We start from the raw sequence: 23,625 nt of genomic DNA, 5'->3' as shown, positions 1-23,625 counted from the left end.
CCGTTGAGCGGCGCCCTTTAGAGCACCCGTTCCTTGACCTTCAAATGCCGCGCATACCAGGGACGCTTCGGCACCTTGCGAAACAGCTCGGCCAGCTTGTCCTCATCCGCCCCGAAGGTAATCCGCAGCGCCAGCTTCATGGTTTCCGGGTCCATCTCCATCGACTTGCCCATCTGCAAACCCGGCACAGTACTGCAACCGTGGGTGTCCGGCCCCAACCATGGGTCATCCACCTCCACCCAACGCCCCGGCGCAAACCACGGCACGCCGTTGACCTCCAGCCGGCTCACTTCACCCGGATGAAAACGCTCATGGGCCCGAAACCAATCCTCGACCCGATCATCAATCCACCCATGAAAGTGCCAGAACACCGGGTTCACATGGGATGAAAACGGATCACCGAGAAAGTCGTTCTGCGCCGTGTACCAGCGCGCAGCGAAGTCCGCAGGGTCACGGGCAAACGGTACGGGCGCACCGTTGGACGGGTCCCGCGGCACCGACGCCCAGCGCATGTGCAACCAGTCATGCAGGCCAAGCTCGACTTCTGAACCGAACTGCCCCAGCGTCAACTTGGCCAGGTAGCGCGGGTCGCGGTACTGCGACTCCCAGACTTCGAAGTTGCTGTGGTAGGTCTCGGCCGCCTTGATATCGCTGACCCACTGGGTGTATTCGGCATCGTCACTGGCCATCCAGGTCGGCGGCAGTGCGAAGCCGTCCTGGTTGTCGAAGTACCGGATAAACCCCTGCCGGTCACGCTCAAGTGCAGGCTGCGGCTGGGGAAAGTACGGCCATGAAGGCAAGTCCTGCATGGACCGTGCAGTGCCCAGCATGTGCCGGTGCATGAAAAAGAAATCGATGCCCGAGCCATTGCGGTCCTTGTGCGGGCCGCGGGCGTCGCGCTCCTTGTCCCGTGGCCCGGGTTGCCAGCCAATCCCGCGCAGGGCGTTGCGCTTCTCTTCGGAGAGTTTGTGCCACTGATCACGGGAGGCGTGCCAGAGCTGGTGAAACAGGCGATGTTCGGGAGCAATCAACCAGGCCAGCAACGTCGGATGCAGGCCGATACGCTCCCGGGCCTCGGGAAACAGCTGCTTGGTGGCGACAAAATGGTTGTCCAGCTCAAGCAACGCCAATGGCCGATCCAGGCGCAGGATTTGCCCGCTGAGGGTTCCACCACCGGCATTCCCGAACTCGCCCCACACTTCATCAAGGATCATGATGAGTTCATGGGTCGGCGCGGCGTCCGGCGCATCACGGTCGATCAACCGCACGTACAGTCGAGCGCCATTGCCAGGCGCCAGGTCACCGATCACCCGGTAGCGTGGTTCTTCGTCCGAGCGCAGTTGTTCGGCGGTGTCCAGATAGCCCCGCAGGCCACGACCACGTGGAGCGACGTCGAGCAGCAGCTCCAGCCCGCTGAGCGGCAAGCCCGCAAGCCCGGCATCCCGCCCCTTGAACCGCAGGCTCCAGACACCCCTCAGGCTGTTCGCCAACTGCTGGCCAGCGGTGTCCGCAAGGTCGACCGTGGCCTCCCCCGGCGTGATCGGAGACTCTTCTTCACGCGTCAACTCACGATGGGCGTAATAGGCCGCGGGCACCACGGCGCCGGTCAGCGCCAAGCCTGCGATGAACCCTCGTCGAGAAATCGTCATTGCTTTACCTGTGTCAGCCATCAAGCAGGCTTTATCCAAGCTAGAACGTTCCCGGCAGGGGGAAATTTACCGTCAGTGGCCACCGCCTAAATTTGTGCAGCCATCACTCGTTCTTCCCTGATAGCAAAGGCCTCAACTGACTGAGATGGCAATGACAAAACCACGTTCGAAAAAGGCGCTGTACCTGGGCCTGCCGCTGGTCCTGGCCATTGGCGCAGGTGCGGGCTTCCTGGTCTGGGATCACTGGTTCAAGGGCAACGCCGGCTACCCGCTGGAGGTCATCAAGCAAGCCGATGAGTTGCAGAACCGCTTGCTGTCGTTCGACAGTCACATCACCGTGATGCTCGACTTCGGCACCACCGGCAACGAGGCGGACAAGGACGGTGCCGGCCAGTTCGACCTGGCCAAGGCCAGCCGTGGCCGACTGTCCGGTGCTGCACTGACGATTTTCGGCTGGCCGGAAATGTGGAACGGTCCGAATGCCCCGCACAAGCCCACCGAAGGTTTTGTCGAAGAAGCCCGTCACCAACAGGAAGTCCGCTACAAGATCATCACCGGCATGGTCCGCGATTTTCCCAATCAGGTGGGCATTGCCTATACGCCGGATGACTTCCGGCGCCTGCACGGCGAAGGCAAGTTTGCGGTGTTTATCAGCATGCTCAACGCCTACCCGCTGGGCAACGACCTGAACCAACTGGACCTGTGGACCGCACGCGGCATGCGAATGTTCGGCTTCAGCTACATTGGCAATAACGCCTGGGCCGATTCGTCACGCCCACTGCCGTTTTTCAATGATTCGCCCGATGCCCTCGACGGTCTCTCGGACATTGGCAAACAAGCGGTACAGCGCCTCAATGACCTGGGGGTGATCATCGATGTTTCGCAAATGTCGACCAAGGCCCTGGAGCAAGTCGCCCAACTGAGTCGCACGCCGATGGTTGCCTCGCACTCGGCACCGCGCGCCTCGGTGGACATCCCGCGCAACCTCAGCGACAAGGAAATGCAACTGATCAAAAACAGCGGCGGCGTGGTCCAGGTCGTCGGTTTCTCGGCTTACCTGCGCCCGCTCAGCCAGCCCACCCAAGACAAGCTCAACGCCCTGCGGGCACGCTTTGATCTACCCCCGCTACCCAACCTGGCCATGGCCCTGATGCCAGGCGATCCGATCATCTCGGCCTGGTCCGAGCAAAAATTCGGCCAGTACGCCAGCGCGCTGTACGCGATTCTCGACGAGGAACCCAAGGCCACGCTCAAGGACCTGGGCGACGCCATCGACTACACCGTGCGAAAGATCGGCATCGATCACGTCGGCATCGCTTCAGACTTCAACGAAGGCGGCGGCGTCCAGGGCTGGGAGAACGTCGGCGAGGTGCGCAATGTCACCGCCGAACTGATCCAGCGCGGCTACTCCGAAGCCGATATCGCCAAACTGTGGGGCGGTAACTTCCTGCGGGTCTGGGACCAGGTACAAAAAGCTGCCAAGCCCTTGGCCAATCGCTGACCCCCCCCCCCCCAATGAATGAAGTGAATTCATGACCGACCGCCGTACGTTTCTCAAGCAGGCCGGGCTTCTCGCCGCGAGCCTGCCGCTGGGCACCGCCATCATTCCCCAGGCCCTGGCAGGCAATGCGGCGCCACCCGGCGACTCATGGGCAGGCTTTCGCCAGTTGTTCACCCAGGACCCGGACTACCTGCATTTTTCCAACTTCCTGGTGACCTCGCACCCCAAGCCGGTGCGCGATGCGATTGACCGCTACCGCGCGCAGATCGACCGCAATCCGGGCCTGGCCATGGATTGGGACCTGCAGGAAACCTGGAAGCGTGAAGGCCAGGTGCGCGAATGGGCCGGCCGCTACCTGAACGCGAAACCTGGCCAGATCGCACTGACCGGCAGCACATCCGAAGGCCTGGCGATGATCTATGGCGGAATCCAGGTGCGCCCTGACCAGGAGATCCTCACCACCGTCCACGAACATTACGCCACCGAATACAGCCTCGATTTCAGGGTGCGCAAACAAGGCACCCAGGTGCGCAAGATCAAGCTGTTCGAGGACGCCAACCGCGTGTCGGTCGACGAGGTGCTCGGTTCGATCAAGCGCAATATCCGCCCCAACACCCGTGTACTTGGCATGACGTGGGTGCAGTCCGGCAGCGGCGTCAAATTGCCGATTGGCGAGATCGGCAAACTGGTGGATGAACACAACCGCAACCGTGACGACAAGGATCGCATCCTCTACGTGGTCGACGGTGTGCACGGTTTCGGCGTGGAAAACCTCGACTTCCCCGACATGCATTGTGATTTCTTTATTGCCGGCACCCACAAATGGATGTTCGGCCCCCGCGGTACCGGGCTGATCTGCGCCCGTTCCGAGCAAAACACCTACGTGACGCCGATGGTGCCGACGTTCTCCCAGGACAATAACTTCGCGACCACCATGACCCCCGGCGGCTATCACGCCTTCGAACATCGCTGGGCGCTAGACGAGGCCTTCAAGCTGCACTTGCAACTGGGCAAGGCACAGGTGCAGGCGCGCATTCACCAACTCAACGACGAACTCAAAGGCCAGTTGCTGGCCCACCCGCAAATCGAACTGGTGACGCCGCGCAGCCCCGCGCTGTCGGCAGGCTTTACGTTCTTCCGGGTCAAGGGCCAGGACAGCGGCGAGGTTGCGGCGCACATGATGAAGAACCGTGTGGTGATCGATGCCGTGGACCGCGACGTGGGCCCGGTGGTACGCACCTCTCCCGGCCTGCTCAACACATCAACCGAGATCCAGCGCTTCATGACCTTGCTCAGCCAACGGTTTTGACGCCCCTTTTTCCTTTTGATCGAGATGCCCCATGAACAGTGACACTCCCGCTCCGTCCCGCCTCAAACCCCTGGCCGCCCTGGCCCTGACGATGCTGTGCGGCGCCTTGCTGCCAGGCCTCGCCCAGGCAGCCGCCGCGCCACAGCCGGGCAAGGTGTTCAAGGACTGCAAGGACTGCCCCGAAATGGTCGTGCTGCCCGCCGGCACCTTCACCATGGGCACGCCGGAAGATGAAGTCGGCCGCGAGCCCGACGAAGGCCCGATGCACGATGTCACCTTTGCCAAACCCTTTGCCATGAGCCGCTTCCAGGTCACCGCCGGTGAGTGGGACAGCTACGTGCGCCAGACCGGGGTCAAGATCGCCAACGGCGATGAACGCCCGGGCCGCGAATGCATCGCCAGCAAGCCGCGCTACCCCCAGGGCCCGCGCCAGCCTGCGGTGTGCATGGACTTTGACGACGTGAAGAACTACGTCGCCTGGCTGTCGAAAAAAACCGGCCACACCTACCAGATGGTCAGCGAAGCCCAACGCGAATACGCTGCCCGCGCCGGCTCCACCGGGCCATTCCCGTTCCCGTTTGATGCTGGCAAGGGCTACAGCATCGCCGAGCACGCCAACACCTACGGCCCGGCAGATGGTTATAGCTATTCGTCGCCGGTGGGCAGTTACCCACCCAACGCCTTTGGCATGTACGACATGCACGGCAACGTCTACGAGTGGCTGGCCGACTGCGAACACACCAACTATGTCGGGGCGCCGACCGATGGCAGCGCCTGGGTGGAACCGGGCTGTGAGTCCCGCCAGATTCGTGGCAATGACTGGGGCGAAGCACCGGTGTTTTCCCGCTCGGGCAACCGCAACAACATCTACCCGCAAACCCGCGGCGACTGGATCGGATTTCGGGTTGTGCGCGATCTCTGAGGCCTGCCGCAACCTCCCGCTCCAGCGAGGTCGCCGTCAATCGGCGACCGTCTAAATTAAGCGCGTGACCAGACGTTCTAAAGGGTATCTGCCTATTCCACCCAAGGAACCGTCCCCTCATGACCCAGCCAACGCGCGGCGCCATTCATGAATTGTTTACCCTGCTCAAACCCTTCAGGTTAATCGTCGCCCTTTCCATCCTGCTGGGCATGATCGGCGGCTTGAGCGTGACGGTATTGCTGGCGACCATCAACAATGCCCTGCACGCCGACAGCAGCCCCACCGGCAGTGTGGTGGCCCTGTTTGCCGGCCTGTGCCTGCTGGCCCTGCTCAGCTCGATTTTTTCCGACATCGGCACCAACTTCGTCGGCCAGAACATCATCGCCACGTTGCGCAAGACCCTGGGGGAGAAGGTTCTCGCCGCGCCCATCGATCAGATCGAGCGCTATCGCAGCCACCGACTGATCCCGGTACTGACCCACGACGTCGACACCATCAGCGACTTCGCCTTCGCCTTTGCGCCCCTGGCCATTTCGATGACCGTAACGCTGGGCTGCCTGGGCTATCTGGCGCTGCTGTCATGGCCGATGTTCCTGTTGATGCTGGTGGCCATCGCCATCGGTACCGGCGCCCAGTTCATCGCGCAGTCCAGCGGGGTCAAGGGCTTCGAGGCTGCGCGGGAAGCCGAGGACGATTTGCAACGTCATTACAACGCGATTGCCGATGGCGCCAAGGAACTGCGCATCCATCGCCCACGCCGCCACCGCATGTTTGTGCACGGGATCCAGGCGACCGCCGACTTTATCTGCAAGACGCAGATCCGCTCGATCAACACATTCGTGATCGCCAAGACCTTCGGTTCCATGTTGTTTTTCATCGTGATCGGCTTGGCGCTGGTGCTGCAAACCGTGTGGCCCAGCCATGACAAGGCAGTAATGAGCGGCTTCGTACTGGTGTTGCTGTACATGAAAGGCCCACTGGAACATCTGGTAGGCACGTTGCCGATTGTCAGCCGCGCGAAGATCGCCTTTCGCCGCATCTCGGAACTGTCGGATCAGTTCTCCTCGCCCGAGCCGCACCTGTTGCTCAGTGATACCGAACAGCAAAAGCGCAGTATCCAAAGCATCGAACTGCGGGATGTGTCGTATGCATTCCCTCCGGTTGAAGGCGCGGACCCTTTCCGCCTTGGCCCGGTCAACCTGCAGATCAAGCAAGGCGACATCGTGTTTATCGTGGGTGAAAACGGCTGCGGCAAAACCACACTGATCAAGCTGCTGCTGGGCCTGTATGCTCCGCAACAAGGTGACGTCAGCCTCAATGGGCAAGCGGTAACCGCCCAGGGCCGCGATGAGTATCGCCAGTTGTTCACCACCATTTTTGCCGATTACTACTTGTTCGATGACGTCGTCCAGGGTGACAGCCACTTGCCACAAGACGCGCAAAAATACCTGCAACGCCTGGAAATCGCCCACAAGGTCAGCGTGCGTGACGGCAAGTTCACCACCACCGACCTGTCGACCGGCCAGCGCAAGCGACTGGCCCTGGTCAACGCCTGGCTGGAGGAGCGTCCAGTACTGGTGTTCGACGAATGGGCCGCCGACCAGGACCCGACCTTCCGACGGATTTTCTACACCGAGTTGCTGCCGGACCTGAAGCGCCTGGGCAAGACCATCATCGTCATCTCCCACGACGACCGCTACTTCGATGTCGCCGATCAACTGGTACGGCTGGAAGCTGGAAAAGTCGCAATCGAACAGGTTCCGGCCTGATACCTGAAATTAACCGGAAGATTTTTTCCGGTTCTGGTGTGTTGCTGCGTCTCACTTTCATTAATAACAATCATTACCATTAGCGTCGCCACCATAAGAGCCCAGCCAATGCCCACGCCGACAACGTTGACACCCCTTTCAAAAGCCATCTGGATGCGCCACCTGCTCAAGCCCCGACTGGCACCCAGCCTGCTCGGGCTGATGGCTGCGCTACCGCTGGCGTGCCAGGTCCAAGCCCAGGAAATCAGCTTCCAGATTCCCGCCCAGTCCTTGACCAGCGCACTTCAAGCCTTTGGCCAACAAAGCAAATTGCAGGTGCTGTATTCGCCTGACCAGCTCAAGGGCCTGAAAAGCATCGCCGTGCGCGGCTCCATGGAGCCCACCGTGGCGCTGCAGAAGCTGCTGGGGAGCAGTGGCGTGGCGTACGGCATTTCCGGCAACACCGTCACTATCACCGGCCGCAGCGAAGGCGGCGCCCTGGAGCTGGGGGCCACCAGCGTTACCGGCCAACAACTGGGCGAGACCACCGAAGGCACCGGCTCCTACACCACCGGTTCCATGAGCACCGCGACCAAACTGGCGACCTCCATGCGCGAGACGCCGCAGTCGGTCACGGTGATCACCCGCCAGCGCATGGATGACCAGAACATGCAGTCCCTGGAGGATATTTCGACTTATACCCCAGGCCTGACCATGCGCAAGACCGGCGGTGAACGCCCGGAGTTCTACTCCCGCGGCTCCGCCATCGACAACATCATGATTGACGGCCTGCCCGTCGCGTATGACAGCGACACCCTCGGCACCTCGACACTGGCGATGTTCGACCGGGTGGAAGTGGTACGCGGTGCATCGGGCCTAATGATCGGTGCCGGCAACCCTTCCGGCACCCTCAACCTGATCCGCAAGCGCCCCACCGTCGAGCCGCAAGTGTCTGTCACCGTGGGTGCCGGCTCGTGGGACAACTACCGCACCGAAATCGATGCCAGCAGCGCCCTCAATTCCAGCGGTTCGATCAGGGGCCGCGTGGTCGGTGCCTTCCAGGACAAAGACAGCTTTACCGATGGCTACAGCAGCAAGCGCCAGTTGTTGTACGGCATCACCGAGTTTGACCTGAGCGAAGCCACTACCCTGACCCTCGGCGCGTATTACAACCGAGAGGACAACCCGGGTGCCGACTGGTCGGGCATTCCGACCCGTGCCGATGGCACGTTCCTGCCGATATCCCGTTCGACGCGCATGAGCCCGAACTGGACCTACTGGAACAAGAAAAACACCAGCGCATTTGCCGAAATTGAGCACCGCTTCGACAACGACTGGAAACTGCGCCTGAATACCACGTGGCTGCGAGGCGACCTGGACATGCTGGGCACCAGTTTCTATCGACTGGACCCTAGTGCAGACCAGCTGAACCTGAACGTGGGCCGCTACACCTACCAGCACACGCAAAAAAGCGTCGACGGGTACGTTTCCGGCCCCTTCACCCTGTTTGGTGCGACCCACGAACTGGTGCTCGGTGGCAGTTATCGCAATGATAAAACCGACGATGGCCCCGGCGGTGGTTTCCTCAACGACCCGAACATCGTCCTCGACCCATCAAACTTCGACTATCACGGCATAGAGAAACCGGCCATCAACTACAACTGGTCGCGCAAGGGCAAGGTCGATCAATACAGCACCTACGCCACCGTGCGCTTCCATCTGCGCGACGACCTGAAACTGATCCTCGGTTCACGCCTGGACTGGTACGAATACGAACAGAACACTATTTCCGGCGCTTACGCATTCGGCGCCGACTACAAGGCGACTCGGGAGTACACCCCTTATGCCGGCCTGATCTACGACATCAACGACACCTACTCGGTGTACACCAGCTGGACCAGAATCTTCCAGCCGCAAGCCAACGTGGACTTCCAGGGCAGCCTGCTGCCGCCAGTCACCGGTACCAACCGTGAAGTCGGGATCAAGGGCGAGTACTTTGACGGCGCGTTGAACGCCAGCCTGGCCTATTTCCAGTTGAACCAGGAAAACCTCGCCCAAGGGCTTGATGCCTGTGCACCGGGTGTTGCTTCCTGCTCCGTGGCCTCCGGCGAAGTTGAAACCAAAGGCGTCGACCTTGAACTGCAAGGCATGCTTGCCCGCGGCTGGCAGGCCTCGGCCGGCTACACCTATGCCGGTGCCAAAAACGTCAAGGGCGGCAGCGGTCGCTTCGACAGTGACACGCCCTACAACCTGCTCAAGCTGTCCACCACTTATCAATTGCCGGGCGATCTCGAAAAATGGTCGATCGGCGGTTCATTCCGTAGCCAGAGCAGCACATACACAACCTACGGCGTGTCTCAGGGCGGCTACAGTATCGTCGACCTGATGACCGGCTATAACGTGAACAAAAACCTCAAGGTGCAAGCCAACCTGAACAACGTGTTCGACAAGCACTACTACCAGAGCATCAGTAACCCGGCCGGCGCAAACATCTTCGGCGACCCGCGTAACGTGGCCGTGACCATGAAGTGGAGCATGTAAAACACATCCCCTGAAACAACAACACCCTGCCACGGCAGGGTGTTGTCAACGCAGCAAGGCAGCAACCGGGACGCAAGGTCTCAGCGACTGGCCAACCACCGGCCCACCTCAAGGTAAATCCCCTCAACCTCCGCCACCAGCCCCTGCATACGCAGGAAGTCGTGGGTCAGCCCCGGCTGGATGACTGCGGTCACCGGTGTGCCGCTCGCCTCAAGACGCGCAATCCACTCACGCCCCTCATCCAGCAACGGATCAAATTCGGCCAGCATCACGCAGGCCGGCGCCAGTGCGGGCAACGTCGTACTCTGCAGCGGCGAAGCGCGCCAGTCATGGCGCTTACCGGCAGCGCCCATGTAGTGCTGGTAGAACCACTCCAGTGTCCTGGTTTCCAGCAGGTAACCCTCTGCATAAGCGCGGTGGGAATCGCGCAGCCGCGTGATATCGGTGACCGGATAAAACAGCAATTGCGCCGCAGGCCGCAAGGCCAGCCGCTGGGGGTCCTGCACGGCGGTCATGGCGACAATCATCGCCAGCGTGGCGCCGACACTGTCACCGCTGACGACCACTTGGCCGGCATCGAGTTGCAACTGAGGTGCCTGTTCGACCAACCAGTTGGCTGCCGCCAGTGCATCATCCACCGCCGCCGGGAACGGCGCCTCGGGCGCCAGGCGGTAGGCCGGGGCCAGCACCGCATAGTCACTGGTACCTGCCAGGCGTCGGCACACCGAATCGTGTGAATCCAGGCTACCGACCACATAGCCGCCGCCGTGGAAGTACAAAATCACCGGCTGCGCTGCGTGGCCGCGTCCAGGCTTGCGATACAGGCGGGCCGGCAGCGGATTGCCGTCGGCGCCGGTAAAGGTCAACGGCTGCACTTCAATAGCGTCAGGTGGGCTGGGATCGAGGATCAGCGAGGTATTTTCGAATTCGCTACGGGCCTGCGCCACGGATAATTCATGCAGGGGTTGGCTTTTTCCGCTCCAACGGCCCATTTCCACAAGCTCCAGAAACGCAGCCAGGTCGGGGTGCAAGGGCATCATGTTTTCCTTGGAAAGTAGTGAGGTACGACGCCGGCCCCGTCCCCGGGGCCGGCGCCAGGGTCAATCGGCAATCAGCTCGGCGCTGTGCAGCAGGCCCGCCAGGCGCTGCAACAACAGAGGGTTACGCAGCAGGTCGTAGTGGCCGGCATCGATCTGCTCGGCGCCGGTGAGTTGTGGCAGCAGCCGCTCGAAGGCTTGGCGCTCCAGCGTGCCTACGCCGTTACCCCACCAGCAGCACGTGTCGACTGCCACCCACGGCAAGACGCTGAACGCCTGCGCCAGGGCCTTGAGTTGCATGCCGACCATAAACGCCTGTGCCAGGTCGGTCGCCTCCAGTTGGCCATAACGCCCCCCCGCCCGTTGACCGGCTTGCAAGCTATTGATGATCACTTCCACGGCCGCTGGCTGCAGGGTGACCGGCAATGCCTGCGGCCAGGTCTGGCCCAGGGTGGCGGTGAGGAAATCCTGCAGGTCATCGCGCCAATCCGAGGTAGCGGGCGTCGAGGTGGGCATGTAGCTGTCTACCAGCCCGACAAATTCCACCGCCTCGCCTTGCTCCTGAAGCTCTTTGGCCACCAGCAGCGCCAAGGGTCCACCGAGTGACCATCCCAGTAAACGATACGGCCCGTAGGCCTGCTTCTGGCGAATGTACTGAGCGTAATCGATCGCCATCGCCGGCAATGATTCATCCTGCCATTGGCGGTCCAGCAGCATGCGGCACTGCACCCCATAGACGCTGCACTCGCCTTCCAGCAGGCGTGCCAGTGGCTCATAGTCAAATACGGTGCCGAAACCGGCATGCAGGCAGAACAGTGGACGGCGGTTCGCCACGTTACTGTTGAGCAGCAACAGCGGATCAAGCGGAGCTTCGACCTCTTCATGGCCACTGAGCTGGGCGATGGTCGGCTTGCTCATCATGTCGCGCAATTTCAGGTCCAATCCAAGCTGCGTGTTGCCGCGCACCTTGCCCAGCACCTTGAGCACGCGCAGCGAATCGCCGCCCAGCTCGAAGAAATTGTCGGTGACACCCACCTGCTCGACCTCCAGGACCTCCTGCCAGATCGCGGCCAGCGCCTGTTCGACCGGGGTGCGTGGCGCAACGTAATGGCGCCCCTTGAATTCGGGGTCTGGCAATGCCTTGCGATCCAGCTTGCCATTGGGGCTGACGGGAAACGCTGGCACCACCAGAATCTGCGACGGCACCATGTAGTCGGGCAGTTGCGCCTGCAAGTCCTGGCGCAAACGCTCGGCAAGCGCCGGATGCTCATCGGCAACCACGTACCCGATCAACTGCTTGCCGGCGCTGGTGTCACGTGCGACCACGACCGCATCACGCACCTCGGCCATGTCACGCAGCCTTGATTCGATTTCGCCAAGCTCAATGCGGAAGCCACGGATCTTCACTTGATGATCCAGGCGTCCGAGGTAATCGAACACCCCGTCCGCCCGCTGACGCACCAGGTCGCCAGTGCGGTAGAGCCGCCCGCCGTCCGTGGAAAACGGGTCCGCGACAAAACGCTCGGCAGTCATTCCCGGACGCTGGCGATACCCGCGTGCCAGCCCCTCACCACCGATGTACAACTCACCGGCAACACCCTGCGGTACGGGGTTGAGGCATGCATCCAACACATAGAGGCTGCGTTCGCCCACTCGACTTCCGATCGGCGCATACACCGCGTCACAGGTTTCGCTTGCGGCGGCTTTCCACAACAGGGGCGTGACCACCGTTTCCGTTGGGCCATAACCGTTGGTCAAATAGCGCGGCTTGAGGGTGCGCTTGACCAGTTCGAAACTGGCCTGCGCCACGGCATCGCCACCAAAGCAGTAGACCTGCACCGGCGGGGCTTCCCGGCCTTCGGCATACTCCGCCAGTTGCTGCAGATACGCCGGCGGGAAACAGGCAATACTGATGCGCTGCTCGTGCAGCGCCTGCCAGGTTTCCTGCGGGGTCCACAGGTTATTGTCGCGAATCACCAGGCACCCGCCACTGCGCAGGGTCGACAGCCAGCGCTCCTGGGCGCCGTCGAAGGCGAACGACATGAACAACAGTTCGCGCGTCGCCCCATCCATTTCGTAGCGTTCGGCAATCGCGGCGCAGTGCATGCCAATGGGACCGTGACTCACCGCCACGCCCTTGGGTTGCCCCGTGGACCCTGAGGTGTAGATCAGGTAGGCGAGGTTATCCGGTTGCAGGCGCGATGGCGGGCATGCATCCGGGAAACTGTCCAGAGACACGCGGTCCAGCAACACCCGGGTGGTCGCGTCCAACGCCCCAAAGCCTTCGCTGACGCCACTGTGGGTCAACAACACCGAGACATTCGCATCCTTGACGATCCAGTCCAGGCGCTCCCGAGGGTAATCGATGTCCAGCGCCACATAGGCTCCACCCGCCTTCATGACCGCGTAGAACGCGACAATCACCTCGACGCTGCGCTGCAGGGCGACTCCGACGCACACCTCCGGGCCCACGCCCAGGCCGATCAGGTAATGGGCCAGGCGATTGGCACGTTGCTCCAATTGCCCATAGGTCAGTTGCACGCCGTCACACACCAGCGCCACCGCCTCGGTTCGCGCCTGGGCCTGTTGCCGGATCAATTGCGGCAACAAGGGTTGCGTGGCCGGCAGCTGGCGCAGCGGGTTCGCGGCGAGCAAACCGGCGTATTCGTCGCACGCCAGAGTCGGCAAGCTGCCCACCCGGGCCTGAGGCGAATCGAGCATGGCCAACAACAGCGTCTCGAAACTGCGTCGAACCTGGTCGCACGCCTGTTCGGTGAACGCGTTGCGCAAATACAGGAACTCGATCTTCAGGGTCTGGCCCAGGTTGATCGCCAGGTCCATCGCGTAGTTGGTCACATCCCGGGTACTGACCTGGCCAAACTGCAGTTGTTGATTGCCGACCTCGGCCAGGCGCTCATCCACCGGGTAGTTTTCGAACACAATAATGCTGTCAAACAACGGCGTGCCGCCCTGCCCCGACCAGCGCTGGATATCGGCCAATGCTGCGTGTTCGTAGTCGCGCACTTCCAGGTTGAGCGCCTGCAATTCAAGCAGCCACTGGCACAGCGCCTTGGCCGGATCCGGTTGCTGGACGATCGGCAATGTATTGATGAACAACCCGAGCATTTCGTCGGCACCCGGCAGGCTGGCCGGACGTCCGGCCACAGTGGCGCCGAAGCACACACTGGCTTGCCCGGTATAGCGCTGCAACAGCAACAACCACACCGCCTGGATCAAGGTATTCGGGGTGATACGCCAGTGCTGGGCAAATTCGCGCAGGCGCCGGGTCTGGCTGACATCCCAGTTCAGGTACAGCGCCGCGTGCCCTTCCAAGCCAGGCTCGGGCTGGGGATGAATACTCGCCGCCAGGCTGGTGGGGCCTTCAAGGGCTTGCAGTTGCGGCTTCCAGAACAGCGACGCCGTGTCCGGGGACTGCTGGCGCAGCCAGGCGATGTAATCGCGGTAATGCCCTTTGCGCGCAGGCAAGGCGCGGCCGGCGTACACCTCGAAGACTTCACCCATCAAGCGCGAGTTGCTCCAGCCATCCATCAGGATATGGTGGCTGGTCCAGATCAGTTGGTGGCGGTGTTCATCCAGGTGCACCAGGGTCAGGCGCGTCAGAGGGGCCGCCAACATGTCAAAGCCCTTGGCGCAATCGTCCTGCGCCAAGGCTTGCAAGGCGTCAGCATCAACCTGGCGATCGCGCCAATCGACGATTTGCACCGAGACCTGGGCGGCCTTGTACACCACCTGCAACGGTTCGCGCAGGTCGCTGGACGACCAGAAGCCGGTGCGCAGAATCTCATGGCGAGCGACCACCTGATCCCAGGCGGCGATAAACGCCGGTACGTCCAGCCCCTCGACAGGCACACAAGTCTGGTTGATATAAAGGTGCGCCGCCGACGGGTCCAGCGTATGGAACAGCATGCCTTGCTGCGTCGGTGCCAACGGATAGAGGTCTTCGACCTGCTCCAACGGCACGGGCAGGCTGTCCAGTTGTTGCTGGGTCAAGGTGCAGAGGGCAAAGTCCGAGGGCGTCGCGCCCAGGTTTTGCGACTGGCTGCAATGTTCGACCAGCGCCTGGAGTTCGGCGATGTACGCCTGTGCCAGATGCTCGATCGTCGCCTCATTGAACATCTCCCGACTGAACACCCAGTTCAGGCTCAATTGACCGCCGTACACCTGACCATTGATGGTCAACCAGTTGCCCAGCGGCGCTTGCGGGCTTTGTTCCAGGCCGATGGATTCGCCGGAAGGCACAAACAGCGCACCGGCATCCACATCAAAACTGCCGTCAAACTGCCCCAGGTAGTTGAAGGTCACACGCGGCGCGGGCAACTGCCCCAGTACCTTGCGGTGCACGGGGCTGCCCATGTAGCGCAGCACCCCAAAGCCGATGCCCCGCTGGGGAACGCCTCGCAGTTGTTCCTTGACCTGCTTGATTGACTCACCAATACCCGCTGCCGGCGTGAGTTTCACCGCAAACAGGCTGGTGAACCAACCGACCGTGCGGGTCAGGTCGATGCTGGCAAACAGATCTTCACGGCCATGCCCTTCAAGTTGAATCAGCGCCTGGTCGTGGCCGGTCCAGCGCACCATGACTCGGGCCAGCGCAGTCAGCAACAGGTCATTGACCTGCGTCCGATAAGCCGCGGGCGCTTCCTGCAGCAGCAACTGCGTCAGTTCCTTGCTCAACTGCGAATGGACCGTGAGGCCATGTTTGTTTTGCAGGCCACCCCCTGGATGATCCACCGGCAAGTCCGGGCGGGCATCCTGCAACTGCTGCTGCCAGTACTGCACTTCGGCTTGCGCCTCGGGGCGCTGCGCATAAGCCTGCAGGTGCTCGGCCCAGGCCCGCACAGAATGAGTCTTGGGCGCCAGCTTGAGCGCCTGCCCGCTCGCCACCTGGCGATAGGCAAGTTGCAAGTCGTCAAACAGAATGCGCCAGGAAACACCGTCCACCACCAGATGGTGAAGCACCAGCAACACCCGCTGCGAACCATCCGCCAACGCGACCAGCGCCACCCGCAGCAGCGGCCCGTTCAGCAGGTCGAGACTCTGCTGGAGTTGCTCGCCAAACGCCTGCAACGCTTGCGTATCGCGCAGCTGCACCTCCTGCAACACGTTCCGGCCCTGCAACAGGGCCTCGACACTGCGATAAGTTGCGGCCCAGCCCTCTTCGCCCTGGCTGAACACCAGGCGCAGCGAATCGTGATGCACCAGCAGCGCACGCAACGCCTGCTCCAGCAGTGCAGCCTCGATAACCTGAGTCGGCTTGAGCAGCACCGACTGGTTCCAGTGATGACGCTCGGCGATGGGTTCTTCAAAGAATCCCTGATGAATCGGCAACAATGGCAGGTTGCCCGTTACTGCGCCTTGCTCGACTTCAAGCCCGGCGGCATCGATGCGCGCGACGCCAGCCAGCCCCTGTACGGTCTGGTGCTGGAACAGCTCCTTGGGTGTGAAGAAAATCCCGGCCTGGCGGGCACGCCCCACCACCTGGATCGAAATGATCGAGTCGCCACCCAGCTCGAAAAAGTTATCCGACAAACCGACCCGCTCAAGCTTGAGCACGTCTTGCCAGATCGCGGCAATCTGCTGCTCCAGCGGGCTTTGCGGCGCAATGAAGTTTTGTTGAGCCTGGCGTACATCCGGCTTCGGCAACGCCTTGCGCTCCAGTTTGCCGTTGGGGCTCAGGGGCAGTTGCTCGAGGAACAACAGGTGCACCGGCACCATGTAGTCCGGCAGCACTTCGCGCAAACGGGCCTTGAGCATTTCGCGCAGCGACGCTTCGGCCACATCGCCTTGGGCAGGTACCACATAGCCCACCAGTTGCAGGCCGCTCGCGCCGTCCACCGCCAGCACTACCGCTTCGCGCACCGCGTCCTGCTCCATCAGGCGTGCTTCGATTTCCCCCAACTCGATCCGCAGGCCGCGGATCTTCACTTGATGGTCAATACGCCCGACGTATTCGATCACCCCGTCTGCCCGGTAACGAGCCAGGTCGCCAGTGCGGTACAGCCTCTGGCCACCGCCAAACGGGCTGGCGACAAAACGTTCGGCGGTCAGCGCCGGGCGACGGTGATAACCCCGCGCCAGTCCTTCACCGCCGAGGTACAACTCACCCACCACCCCGACAGCTACCGGCCCCAGGCCCGCATCAAGAATGTAGGTCCCCAGGTTGGCAATGGGCTGGCCGATGGGCACGCTGTCGCGCCCCTCTTCACGGCAGGTCCAGTGGGTGACATCGATAGCAGCCTCGGTCGGGCCGTACAGGTTGTAAAGCCGGGCTTGAGGCAGCTTGGCGAACACTTGCTGCTGCGCGTCCACCGGCAAGGCCTCGCCGCTGCAGATAATGCGCTGCAAGCCGGTGCAACTGTTGACCGCTACATCGGCGACAAACGCTTGCAGCATCGACGGTACAAAATGCAGGGTGGTGACGTGCTCACGGTTGATCAGTTCAATCAGCTTTGCCGGCTCGCGGTGAATGCCGGGTGCTGCAACCACCAGGCGCGCCCCCGTCATCAACGGCCAGAAGAACTCCCACACCGACACGTCGAAGCTGAAGGGGGTTTTCTGCAACACCGTGTCCACTTCACTCAAGCCATATGCCTGCTGCATCCAGCACAGGCGGTTGGTCAGCGCCGAGTGACGATTGCCGGCGCCCTTGGGCTTGCCGGTGGAACCGGAGGTGTAAATCACATACGCCAGGTTTTCCGGCTGCACACTGATCGGCGGGCAGGTCGAAGCGTACCCGGCCAGCGGTTGATCCAGCAGCAGGCAAACCACCTGCGCCGGGATCGGCAAGCGCTCCCGCAGCGCCTGCTGGGTCAGCAGCAAACCAATGCCACTGTCCTCGATCATGTAGGCCAGGCGCTCCTCGGGATAGTCCGGGTCCAGCGGAACATAAGCACCGCCGGCCTTGAGCACCGCCAGCAACCCGACCACCATCTCGATACTGCGCTCGACCGCCACACCCACCAGCACGTCCGGGCCGACACCGGCTTCGATCAACCTGTGCGCCCATTGGTTGGCCAGCGTATCCAACTGGCGATAGGTCAGTTGCCGGCCGGCAAACACCAGGGCGATGGCCTGCGGCGTAGCGTCCACCTGGGCCTGAATCAGCGCCTGTACGCTTTGGTCCAACGGGTAAGCGGCTTTGGTGGCATTCCAGTCCTGTAGCAGCGTGCGCAACTGCACCGTGTCGAGCATCTGCAACTCGGCAATCGCCCGGGAAGGCTGGGCGACAATCCCTTGCAACAGAGCCTGCCAGTGCCCCGCCATGCGCTCGACTGTGGCCGGCTCGAACAGGTCAGTGGCATAGGTCAATTGCGCCGACAGGCCCTCGCTGTGTTCAACCGTATTGAGGGTCAGGTCGAACTGCGAGGTATGGGTTTCCCAGCTCAGGCGTTCGATCTCCAGGCGCGAGGCCTGGCCTGTCACCTCGACCCGCCCGCGAGTGTCTTCACTTTGGTGGTTGAACATCACCTGGAACAAAGGGTTATGGCTCAACGTCCGCTCGGGCCGCAGGGCTTCCACCAGTTGTTCGAACGGCAGGTCCTGATGCGCCTGCGCGCCCACGGCATTTTGCTTGACCTGTTGCAGGAACTCGCGGAAGGACGTGCGCCCGTCGACGTCGGCCTTGTGAATCTGCGTGTTGACGAAGAATCCGATCAACCGTTCGGTTTCGGCACGGTTCCGGTTGGCCACCGGCACCCCGACCCGAATATCGCCCTGGCCGCTGTAGCGGTACAACAGCACCTGGAACGAGGCCAGCAACAACATGAACGGGGTGACGTTTTCGCGCTGGGCCAGCCGCTTGAGGCCGGCAACCAGTTCCGCGCTCAGGTTGAGGGTGTGGGTGTTGCCGCGAAAGCTCTGCTCGGCGGGACGCGGATGATCGAACGGCAATTCCAGTACCGGCTGCTCGCCACCGAGGCGTTCGGTCCAGTAGCCCAACTGGCGCTCCAGTTCTCCCGCCTCCATCCACTGGCGCTGCCACAGCCCATAGTCGGCGTACTGCACCGGCAACGGCGCCAACTCGACCGAACGTCCCTCGCTGTAGGCGGCATAGCACTGCACCAGCTCGTCGACCATCACCTGCATCGACCAGCCATCGGAAACAATATGGTGCTGAGTGAGCACCAATACATGCTCATCGGCACTGACTCGCAGCAGCTTGACCCGCAATAACGGGCCTTGCTGCAAATCGAACAACTGTCGGGTTTCATCCTCCACGAACGCCTTGATCTGAGCGCCACGCTGTTGCGCGTGCGCCGATGCCAGGGTGTGCAAGTCGATGCTCGCGCCCGCTGCCGGGCTGATGACCTGCAGCCGCCGTGAACCGTCCTGGACAAAATGGGTACGCAGCGATTCATGACGCTCGATCAGCGTCGAAAAGCTGCGCTCCAGGGCTGCCACGTCCAGCGCCCCACGCAAACTCAGGGCACTGGAGATGTGGTAAGCCGTACTGTGCGGATCCATCTGCCACAAGAACCACTGCCGCTCCTGAGCGTAGGACAGCAACAACGGTTCACTGGCGTTTCTCTTGAAAACAGGCGCGACACTGAAGAGATTGATGCCCTTGTGTTTAAGCAGCACCGCCAAGGCTTTGCGTTCCTTTGGCGAAAGCTCGCCCACTGCTCCGATCAACTCTTTCACACCTATCCCCTTCACTCTGAAATTAGCTTTTCAAGCTCATCCCCTGTTAAACGTTTGAGGGCCTCCAAAGATTTAGCCAATTCATCCATCAGCGGTTCACTGGCCGATCCCAACTGCGCCACTTCGGCACTGAAGGTGCGCAAGGTGCTGGCAGCGAACAGCGTCTTGAGCTGCACTTGCAGGTCCATTCGCTCACGGATACGCACGATGAGTTGGGTGGCCAGCAACGAATGCCCGCCCAAGGCAAAGAAGTCATCCTCCAGGCCGACCCGCTCGACGTTAAGTACCTCACTCCAGATTTGCGCCAATTGCTGCTCGGTGTCGGTCTGCGGTGGTGTGTACTGGTCGCGACGCTGTACCGCGCCAGGGGCCGGCAAGGCCTTGCGATCAAGCTTGCCGTTGGGGGTCAGCGGCAGGTATTCAAGCACCAGCAACTGCGCCGGCACCATGTAGGCAGGCAACACTTCATGCAGGCGGCGCTTGAGGTCGTCTTGCAAGTCTGCTTGCGCGTCGGCGTCGATAAGGCCTGGCTGGTCGGGCACTACATAACCCACCAGTTGCAAGCCACTCACACCTTCCACCGCCAGCACCACGGCCTCGCGTACCGAGCCCTGGGCCATCAATTGAGCTTCGATTTCGCCCATTTCAATCCGGAAACCGCGGATTTTCACTTGATGGTCGATGCGCCCGACGTACTCGATCACCCCCTCCGGGCGATAACGGGTCAGGTCACCAGTGCGGTACAAGCGCTCGCCGGTGGTCGAGAACGGGTTCGGCACAAACTTCTCGGCGGTCAGCCCCGGACGCAGTAGATAGCCACGGGTGATGCCCTCACCGGCCAGGTAAAGCTCCGCCGCCACGCCGACGGGCACCGAGTGCAACTCGGCGTCGAGCAGGTAGCTGGCGGTGTTGGCCAACGGCCTGCCGATATTGGCCTGGCCGCCGGCTTCGCGGCGGGTCCAGGTGGAGTAAGTGGTGTCTTCCGACGGGCCATACAGGTCGTAGACATGCTGCACATGCCCACGGCCATACAGCGCATCCACCAACGACTGCTTCAGCGGTTCGCCCGCCAGATTGATGATGCGCACGCTTTGCGGGATTTGCCCGGCACGCTGCAAGGCTCCCATCGCCGAAGGCACGCTGTTGATCAGGCGCACCCGGTCTCGGGCCGCCAGCTCCGGCAGCTCCAGGGCATTGCGGGCACCGACGATAAAGCCGCCGCCGGCCAGGGTCACAAACAGCTCCCACACCGACAAGTCGAAGCAGATCGACGTGGAGGCCAACACCCCTTGAATGTCTTCAGGGCTGTAAACCTGCTGCGACCACTGGGTCAGCGCCGCCACGTTGCGGTGAGTAATAGCCACGCCCTTGGGCAGGCCGGTGGAGCCGGAGGTGTAGATCACATAGGCCAGGTTATTCGCACTGACCACAACGGCCGGGTCCTGATCATCGGTGTCCTGAGTCTCAGCCAGCAGTACTTCGATGGATGCAGTCACCTCCACCGCCGCCAGCACATCAGATTGCGTCAGCAACACTCGAGCCTGGCTGTCCTTGAGCATGTACGCCACGCGCTCGGCCGGGTAATCCGGGTCCAGCGGCACATACGCGCCGCCCGCTTTGAGTACCGCGAGCAATGCCACGACCATCTGCGCACTGCGCGGCATGGCCACGCCAACCCGCACTTCAGGGCCAACACCCAGCGCCACCAGCTTGCGCGCCAGGGCATTCGCCCGGCCGTTCAACTGGCGGTAGGTGAGTTGCTCATCACCCCAGATAACCGCCAGGGCGTCGGGCGTACGCTGCACCTGGTCCTGAATCTGTTGATGGATGCACCGCTCACGCGGGAAGTCCAGGCCATTGGCGTTCCAGGTCTGTTCAATCAGTTGACGTTCGTCGCCACCGAGCATCACCACATCAGCCAGTACCCGCTCACTTGAAGTCGTCAACTCGACCAGCAACCGGTTGAGGTGACCAGCGATACCTGCCATCGCCTCTGCACCAAACACGCTGCAGTCATAGTGATAGTGCAGGGCCAACGTCTGCCCGGCATTGACCAACAATGTCAGCGGATAATTGCTCTGCTCATGGGCTGCAACGGCGCCAAACACCAGGCCATTGTCGCTGCCCTGGGCCAGCGCTTCGGCGATCGGGAAGTTCTCGAACACCAACAGTGTGTCAAACAACGACTCGGAACCGTGTTCGGCCCAGCGCTGAATCTCGAACAGCGGCGTGTGTTCATGCTCACGCAGCCCCAGGTTTTGCGCCTGGACCGCCTGCAACCAATGACTGACGCTCTGCCCGGCGAGCGGGCTGGCAACCACTGGCAAGGTGTTGATGAACAACCCGATCTGCTGCTCGACCCCCTTCAGATCGGCCGGACGCCCAGCCACGGTGGCACCAAAGCACACCGTCGACTGCCCGGTATAACGCTGCAAAAGCAGGAGCCAGGCGGCTTGCAGCAAGGTATTGAGGGTGACTTTCTGCTGGCGGGCAAACTCGTTCAGAAGGCGCGCCTGAGTCGCATCCAGTACCTCGAAGTGGCTGGCATAGCCTGTACCCAGGACACGTGGCGCAACGACCGCCTGGGCCAGGCGCGTCGGTGTTTGCAGCGAGGCCAGCTGCTGCTTCCAGAACGCTTCCCGGAGCGTTTGGTCCTGACCTTGCAGCCAGGCAATGTAATCACGATAGCGCCCGGTCGATACCGGCGGGTTATGACCACTGTAGCGTTGCAGCACCTCACCGAGCATCTGCGAGTGGCTCCACCCATCCATCAGGATATGGTGATGAGTCAGGATCAGGTGATGGTGACGATCATCCAGCGCCACCAGGGTCAACCTGAGCAACGGTGCCTCTTGAAGCTCGAAGCCCCTGGCTTGTTCGGCCTCGGCCAGTTGGCGCAAGGCCTGCGCCTGCCCGGCACGCCCGCGCCAATCGTGCAACGCGTAAGGCAGGGTCACCTGCTTGCGCACGATCTGCAGCGGCTGATCCTGTTCGGCCAACCACACGAAGCCGGTGCGCAGGATGTCATGGGCGTCCAGGGTGGCCTGCCAGGCCTGGCGGAACTTGTCCGGGTCCAGTCCTTCGACGTCCAGGCACATCTGGTTGATGTAATCGCCAGAGGCCTGTTCATATAGCGTGTGGAACAGCATGCCTTGCTGCATCGGTGACAACGGGTAAATGTCTTCGATGCTGTGTGCCGTCATGGGCAAGCCGTCCAGCGCGGATTGGCTCAGGGTCGCCAGCGGGAAGTCCGACGGCGTCACCGCTCCGGCGCCCGGCAGGCAGCAATGCTCGACCAGGCCAGCCAACTCACGGGCGTAGTCATCGGCCAGATGCTGGATGGTCGACTCGTCGAAACGTTGGGCACTGAAGGCCCAACCCAGGCTGAGCTCGCCGGCGAACACCTGGCCATTGAGGATCAGGCCGTTGGCCAACGGCGCCTCTGCGTTTTGCTCCGGCCCACGGGCTTCGTCGCAAGGTGCCCAGAGCGGTACATCGCCATCGTCAAAACTGCTGTCGAACTGGCCCAGGTAATTGAAGGTGATCTGCGGTGCAGGCAACTGCGCCATCGCCTCCCGCGTCTCTGTCTCGGCAAAGGTAGACAACACACCAAAACCCAGGCCTTTATCGGGGATTGCGCGCAGTTGCTCCTTGATGTTTTTCAGCGAACCCGCCGGGTCACCGGCCGGGGTCAGCTTGACCGGGAAAGCACTGGTGAACCAGCCGACGCTGCGGGTCAGGTCAACTTCATCAAACAGGTCCTCACGGCCATGGCCTTCCAATTGGATCAAGGTGCTCGCCTGGCCGGTCCAGCGGCAAATCACCCGCGCCAGTGCCGTCAGCAGCAAGTCGTTGATTTGCGTGCGATAGGCCGCCGGGGCGTCCTGCAACAGGCGGCGGGTCTGCACCGAGTCCAGACGGCTGTACACCGTGAGGCCGTCCTGGTTGGTTTGCCGACCACCGGAATGGTCCGAGGGCAATTGGGCTTGAACATCGTGCAACTGCATTTGCCAGTAAGGCAATTGCTCCAGCGCCTCCTCCCGGGCAAAGCGAGCCAGCCGCTCGCCCCAGGCCTTGACCGACGAAGTCTTGGCCGGCAATGCCACGACGCGACCCTGCTGCAGTTGCTCGTAGGCGGTTTGCAGGTCTTCGAACAGGATGCGCCACGACACGCCGTCCACCGCCAGGTGATGGACCACCAGCAGCAGCCGCTGACTGCCGTCGGCCAGGGTCACCAGCACCGCGCGCAGCAGTGGG

At 62.0% G+C, this 23,625-nt stretch carries 9 protein-coding genes; 5 read left to right on the top strand and 4 right to left on the bottom strand.

Annotated elements, in window-relative coordinates:
- Positions 1 to 17: 17 nt before the first annotated feature.
- Complete coding sequence (locus HX814_RS23105; RefSeq protein WP_177009568.1) at positions 18 to 1,649, bottom strand: PvdJ/PvdD/PvdP-like protein; 1,632 nt, start codon at positions 1,647 to 1,649, stop codon at positions 18 to 20.
- Positions 1,650 to 1,800: 151 nt separating this feature from the next.
- Here HX814_RS23105 and pvdM point away from each other — a divergent pair, with 151 nt between their 5' ends.
- The 5 genes from pvdM to HX814_RS23080 all read left to right on the top strand — a co-directional run bounded on the left by pvdM (position 1,801) and on the right by HX814_RS23080 (position 9,670).
- Complete coding sequence (pvdM, locus tag HX814_RS23100) at positions 1,801 to 3,150, top strand: pyoverdine-tailoring dipeptidase-like protein PvdM (protein WP_177009569.1); 1,350 nt, start codon at positions 1,801 to 1,803, stop codon at positions 3,148 to 3,150.
- 31 nt (positions 3,151 to 3,181) lie between these two features.
- Positions 3,182 to 4,459, top strand: coding sequence for an aminotransferase class V-fold PLP-dependent enzyme (locus HX814_RS23095; RefSeq protein ID WP_177009570.1), 1,278 nt, complete (start codon positions 3,182 to 3,184; stop codon positions 4,457 to 4,459).
- A 31-nt stretch (positions 4,460 to 4,490) separates the two neighbouring features.
- Positions 4,491 to 5,381 carry a formylglycine-generating enzyme family protein gene (locus HX814_RS23090; protein ID WP_177009571.1) on the top strand — a complete coding sequence of 297 codons (891 nt, stop codon included), beginning with the start codon at positions 4,491 to 4,493 and terminating at the stop codon, positions 5,379 to 5,381.
- 119 nt (positions 5,382 to 5,500) lie between these two features.
- Positions 5,501 to 7,150, top strand: coding sequence for a cyclic peptide export ABC transporter (locus tag HX814_RS23085; protein WP_177009572.1), 1,650 nt, complete (start codon positions 5,501 to 5,503; stop codon positions 7,148 to 7,150).
- 108 nt (positions 7,151 to 7,258) lie between these two features.
- Positions 7,259 to 9,670 carry a TonB-dependent siderophore receptor gene (locus HX814_RS23080; protein ID WP_177009573.1) on the top strand — a complete coding sequence of 804 codons (2,412 nt, stop codon included), beginning with the start codon at positions 7,259 to 7,261 and terminating at the stop codon, positions 9,668 to 9,670.
- Between the two features lie 80 nt (positions 9,671 to 9,750).
- On the opposite strand, the gene HX814_RS23075 is transcribed toward HX814_RS23080, so the two are convergent.
- The 3 genes from HX814_RS23075 to HX814_RS23065 all read right to left on the bottom strand — a co-directional run.
- On the bottom strand, positions 9,751 to 10,707 hold the full coding sequence (locus HX814_RS23075) for an alpha/beta hydrolase (protein WP_177009574.1): 957 nt from the start codon (positions 10,705 to 10,707) through the stop codon (positions 9,751 to 9,753).
- Positions 10,708 to 10,770: 63 nt separating this feature from the next.
- On the bottom strand, positions 10,771 to 19,368 hold the full coding sequence (locus tag HX814_RS23070) for an amino acid adenylation domain-containing protein (RefSeq protein ID WP_371318534.1): 8,598 nt from the start codon (positions 19,366 to 19,368) through the stop codon (positions 10,771 to 10,773).
- Positions 19,369 to 19,379: 11 nt separating this feature from the next.
- A partial coding sequence (locus HX814_RS23065) for a non-ribosomal peptide synthetase (protein WP_177015430.1) occupies positions 19,380 to 23,625 on the bottom strand: 4,246 nt, incomplete at its 5' end.

It is taken from the genome of Pseudomonas sp. C8002, assembly GCF_013385765.1.
Lineage (GTDB): Bacteria > Pseudomonadota > Gammaproteobacteria > Pseudomonadales > Pseudomonadaceae > Aquipseudomonas.
The sequence above is the reverse complement of the archived record's forward strand: the minus strand, read 5'-3'. Positions and strand labels throughout refer to the sequence as shown.

Excerpts from the sequence above, each read along its gene's own strand:
- HX814_RS23105 (WP_177009568.1), bottom strand. The coding sequence starts at position 1,649 with ATGACGATTTCTCGACGAGGGTTCATCGCAGGCTTGGCGCTGACCGGC.
- pvdM (WP_177009569.1), top strand. The coding sequence starts at position 1,801 with ATGACAAAACCACGTTCGAAAAAGGCGCTGTACCTGGGCCTGCCGCTG.
- HX814_RS23095 (WP_177009570.1), top strand. The coding sequence starts at position 3,182 with ATGACCGACCGCCGTACGTTTCTCAAGCAGGCCGGGCTTCTCGCCGCG.
- HX814_RS23090 (WP_177009571.1), top strand. The coding sequence starts at position 4,491 with ATGAACAGTGACACTCCCGCTCCGTCCCGCCTCAAACCCCTGGCCGCC.
- HX814_RS23085 (WP_177009572.1), top strand. The coding sequence starts at position 5,501 with ATGACCCAGCCAACGCGCGGCGCCATTCATGAATTGTTTACCCTGCTC.
- HX814_RS23080 (WP_177009573.1), top strand. The coding sequence starts at position 7,259 with ATGCCCACGCCGACAACGTTGACACCCCTTTCAAAAGCCATCTGGATG.
- HX814_RS23075 (WP_177009574.1), bottom strand. The coding sequence starts at position 10,707 with ATGCCCTTGCACCCCGACCTGGCTGCGTTTCTGGAGCTTGTGGAAATG.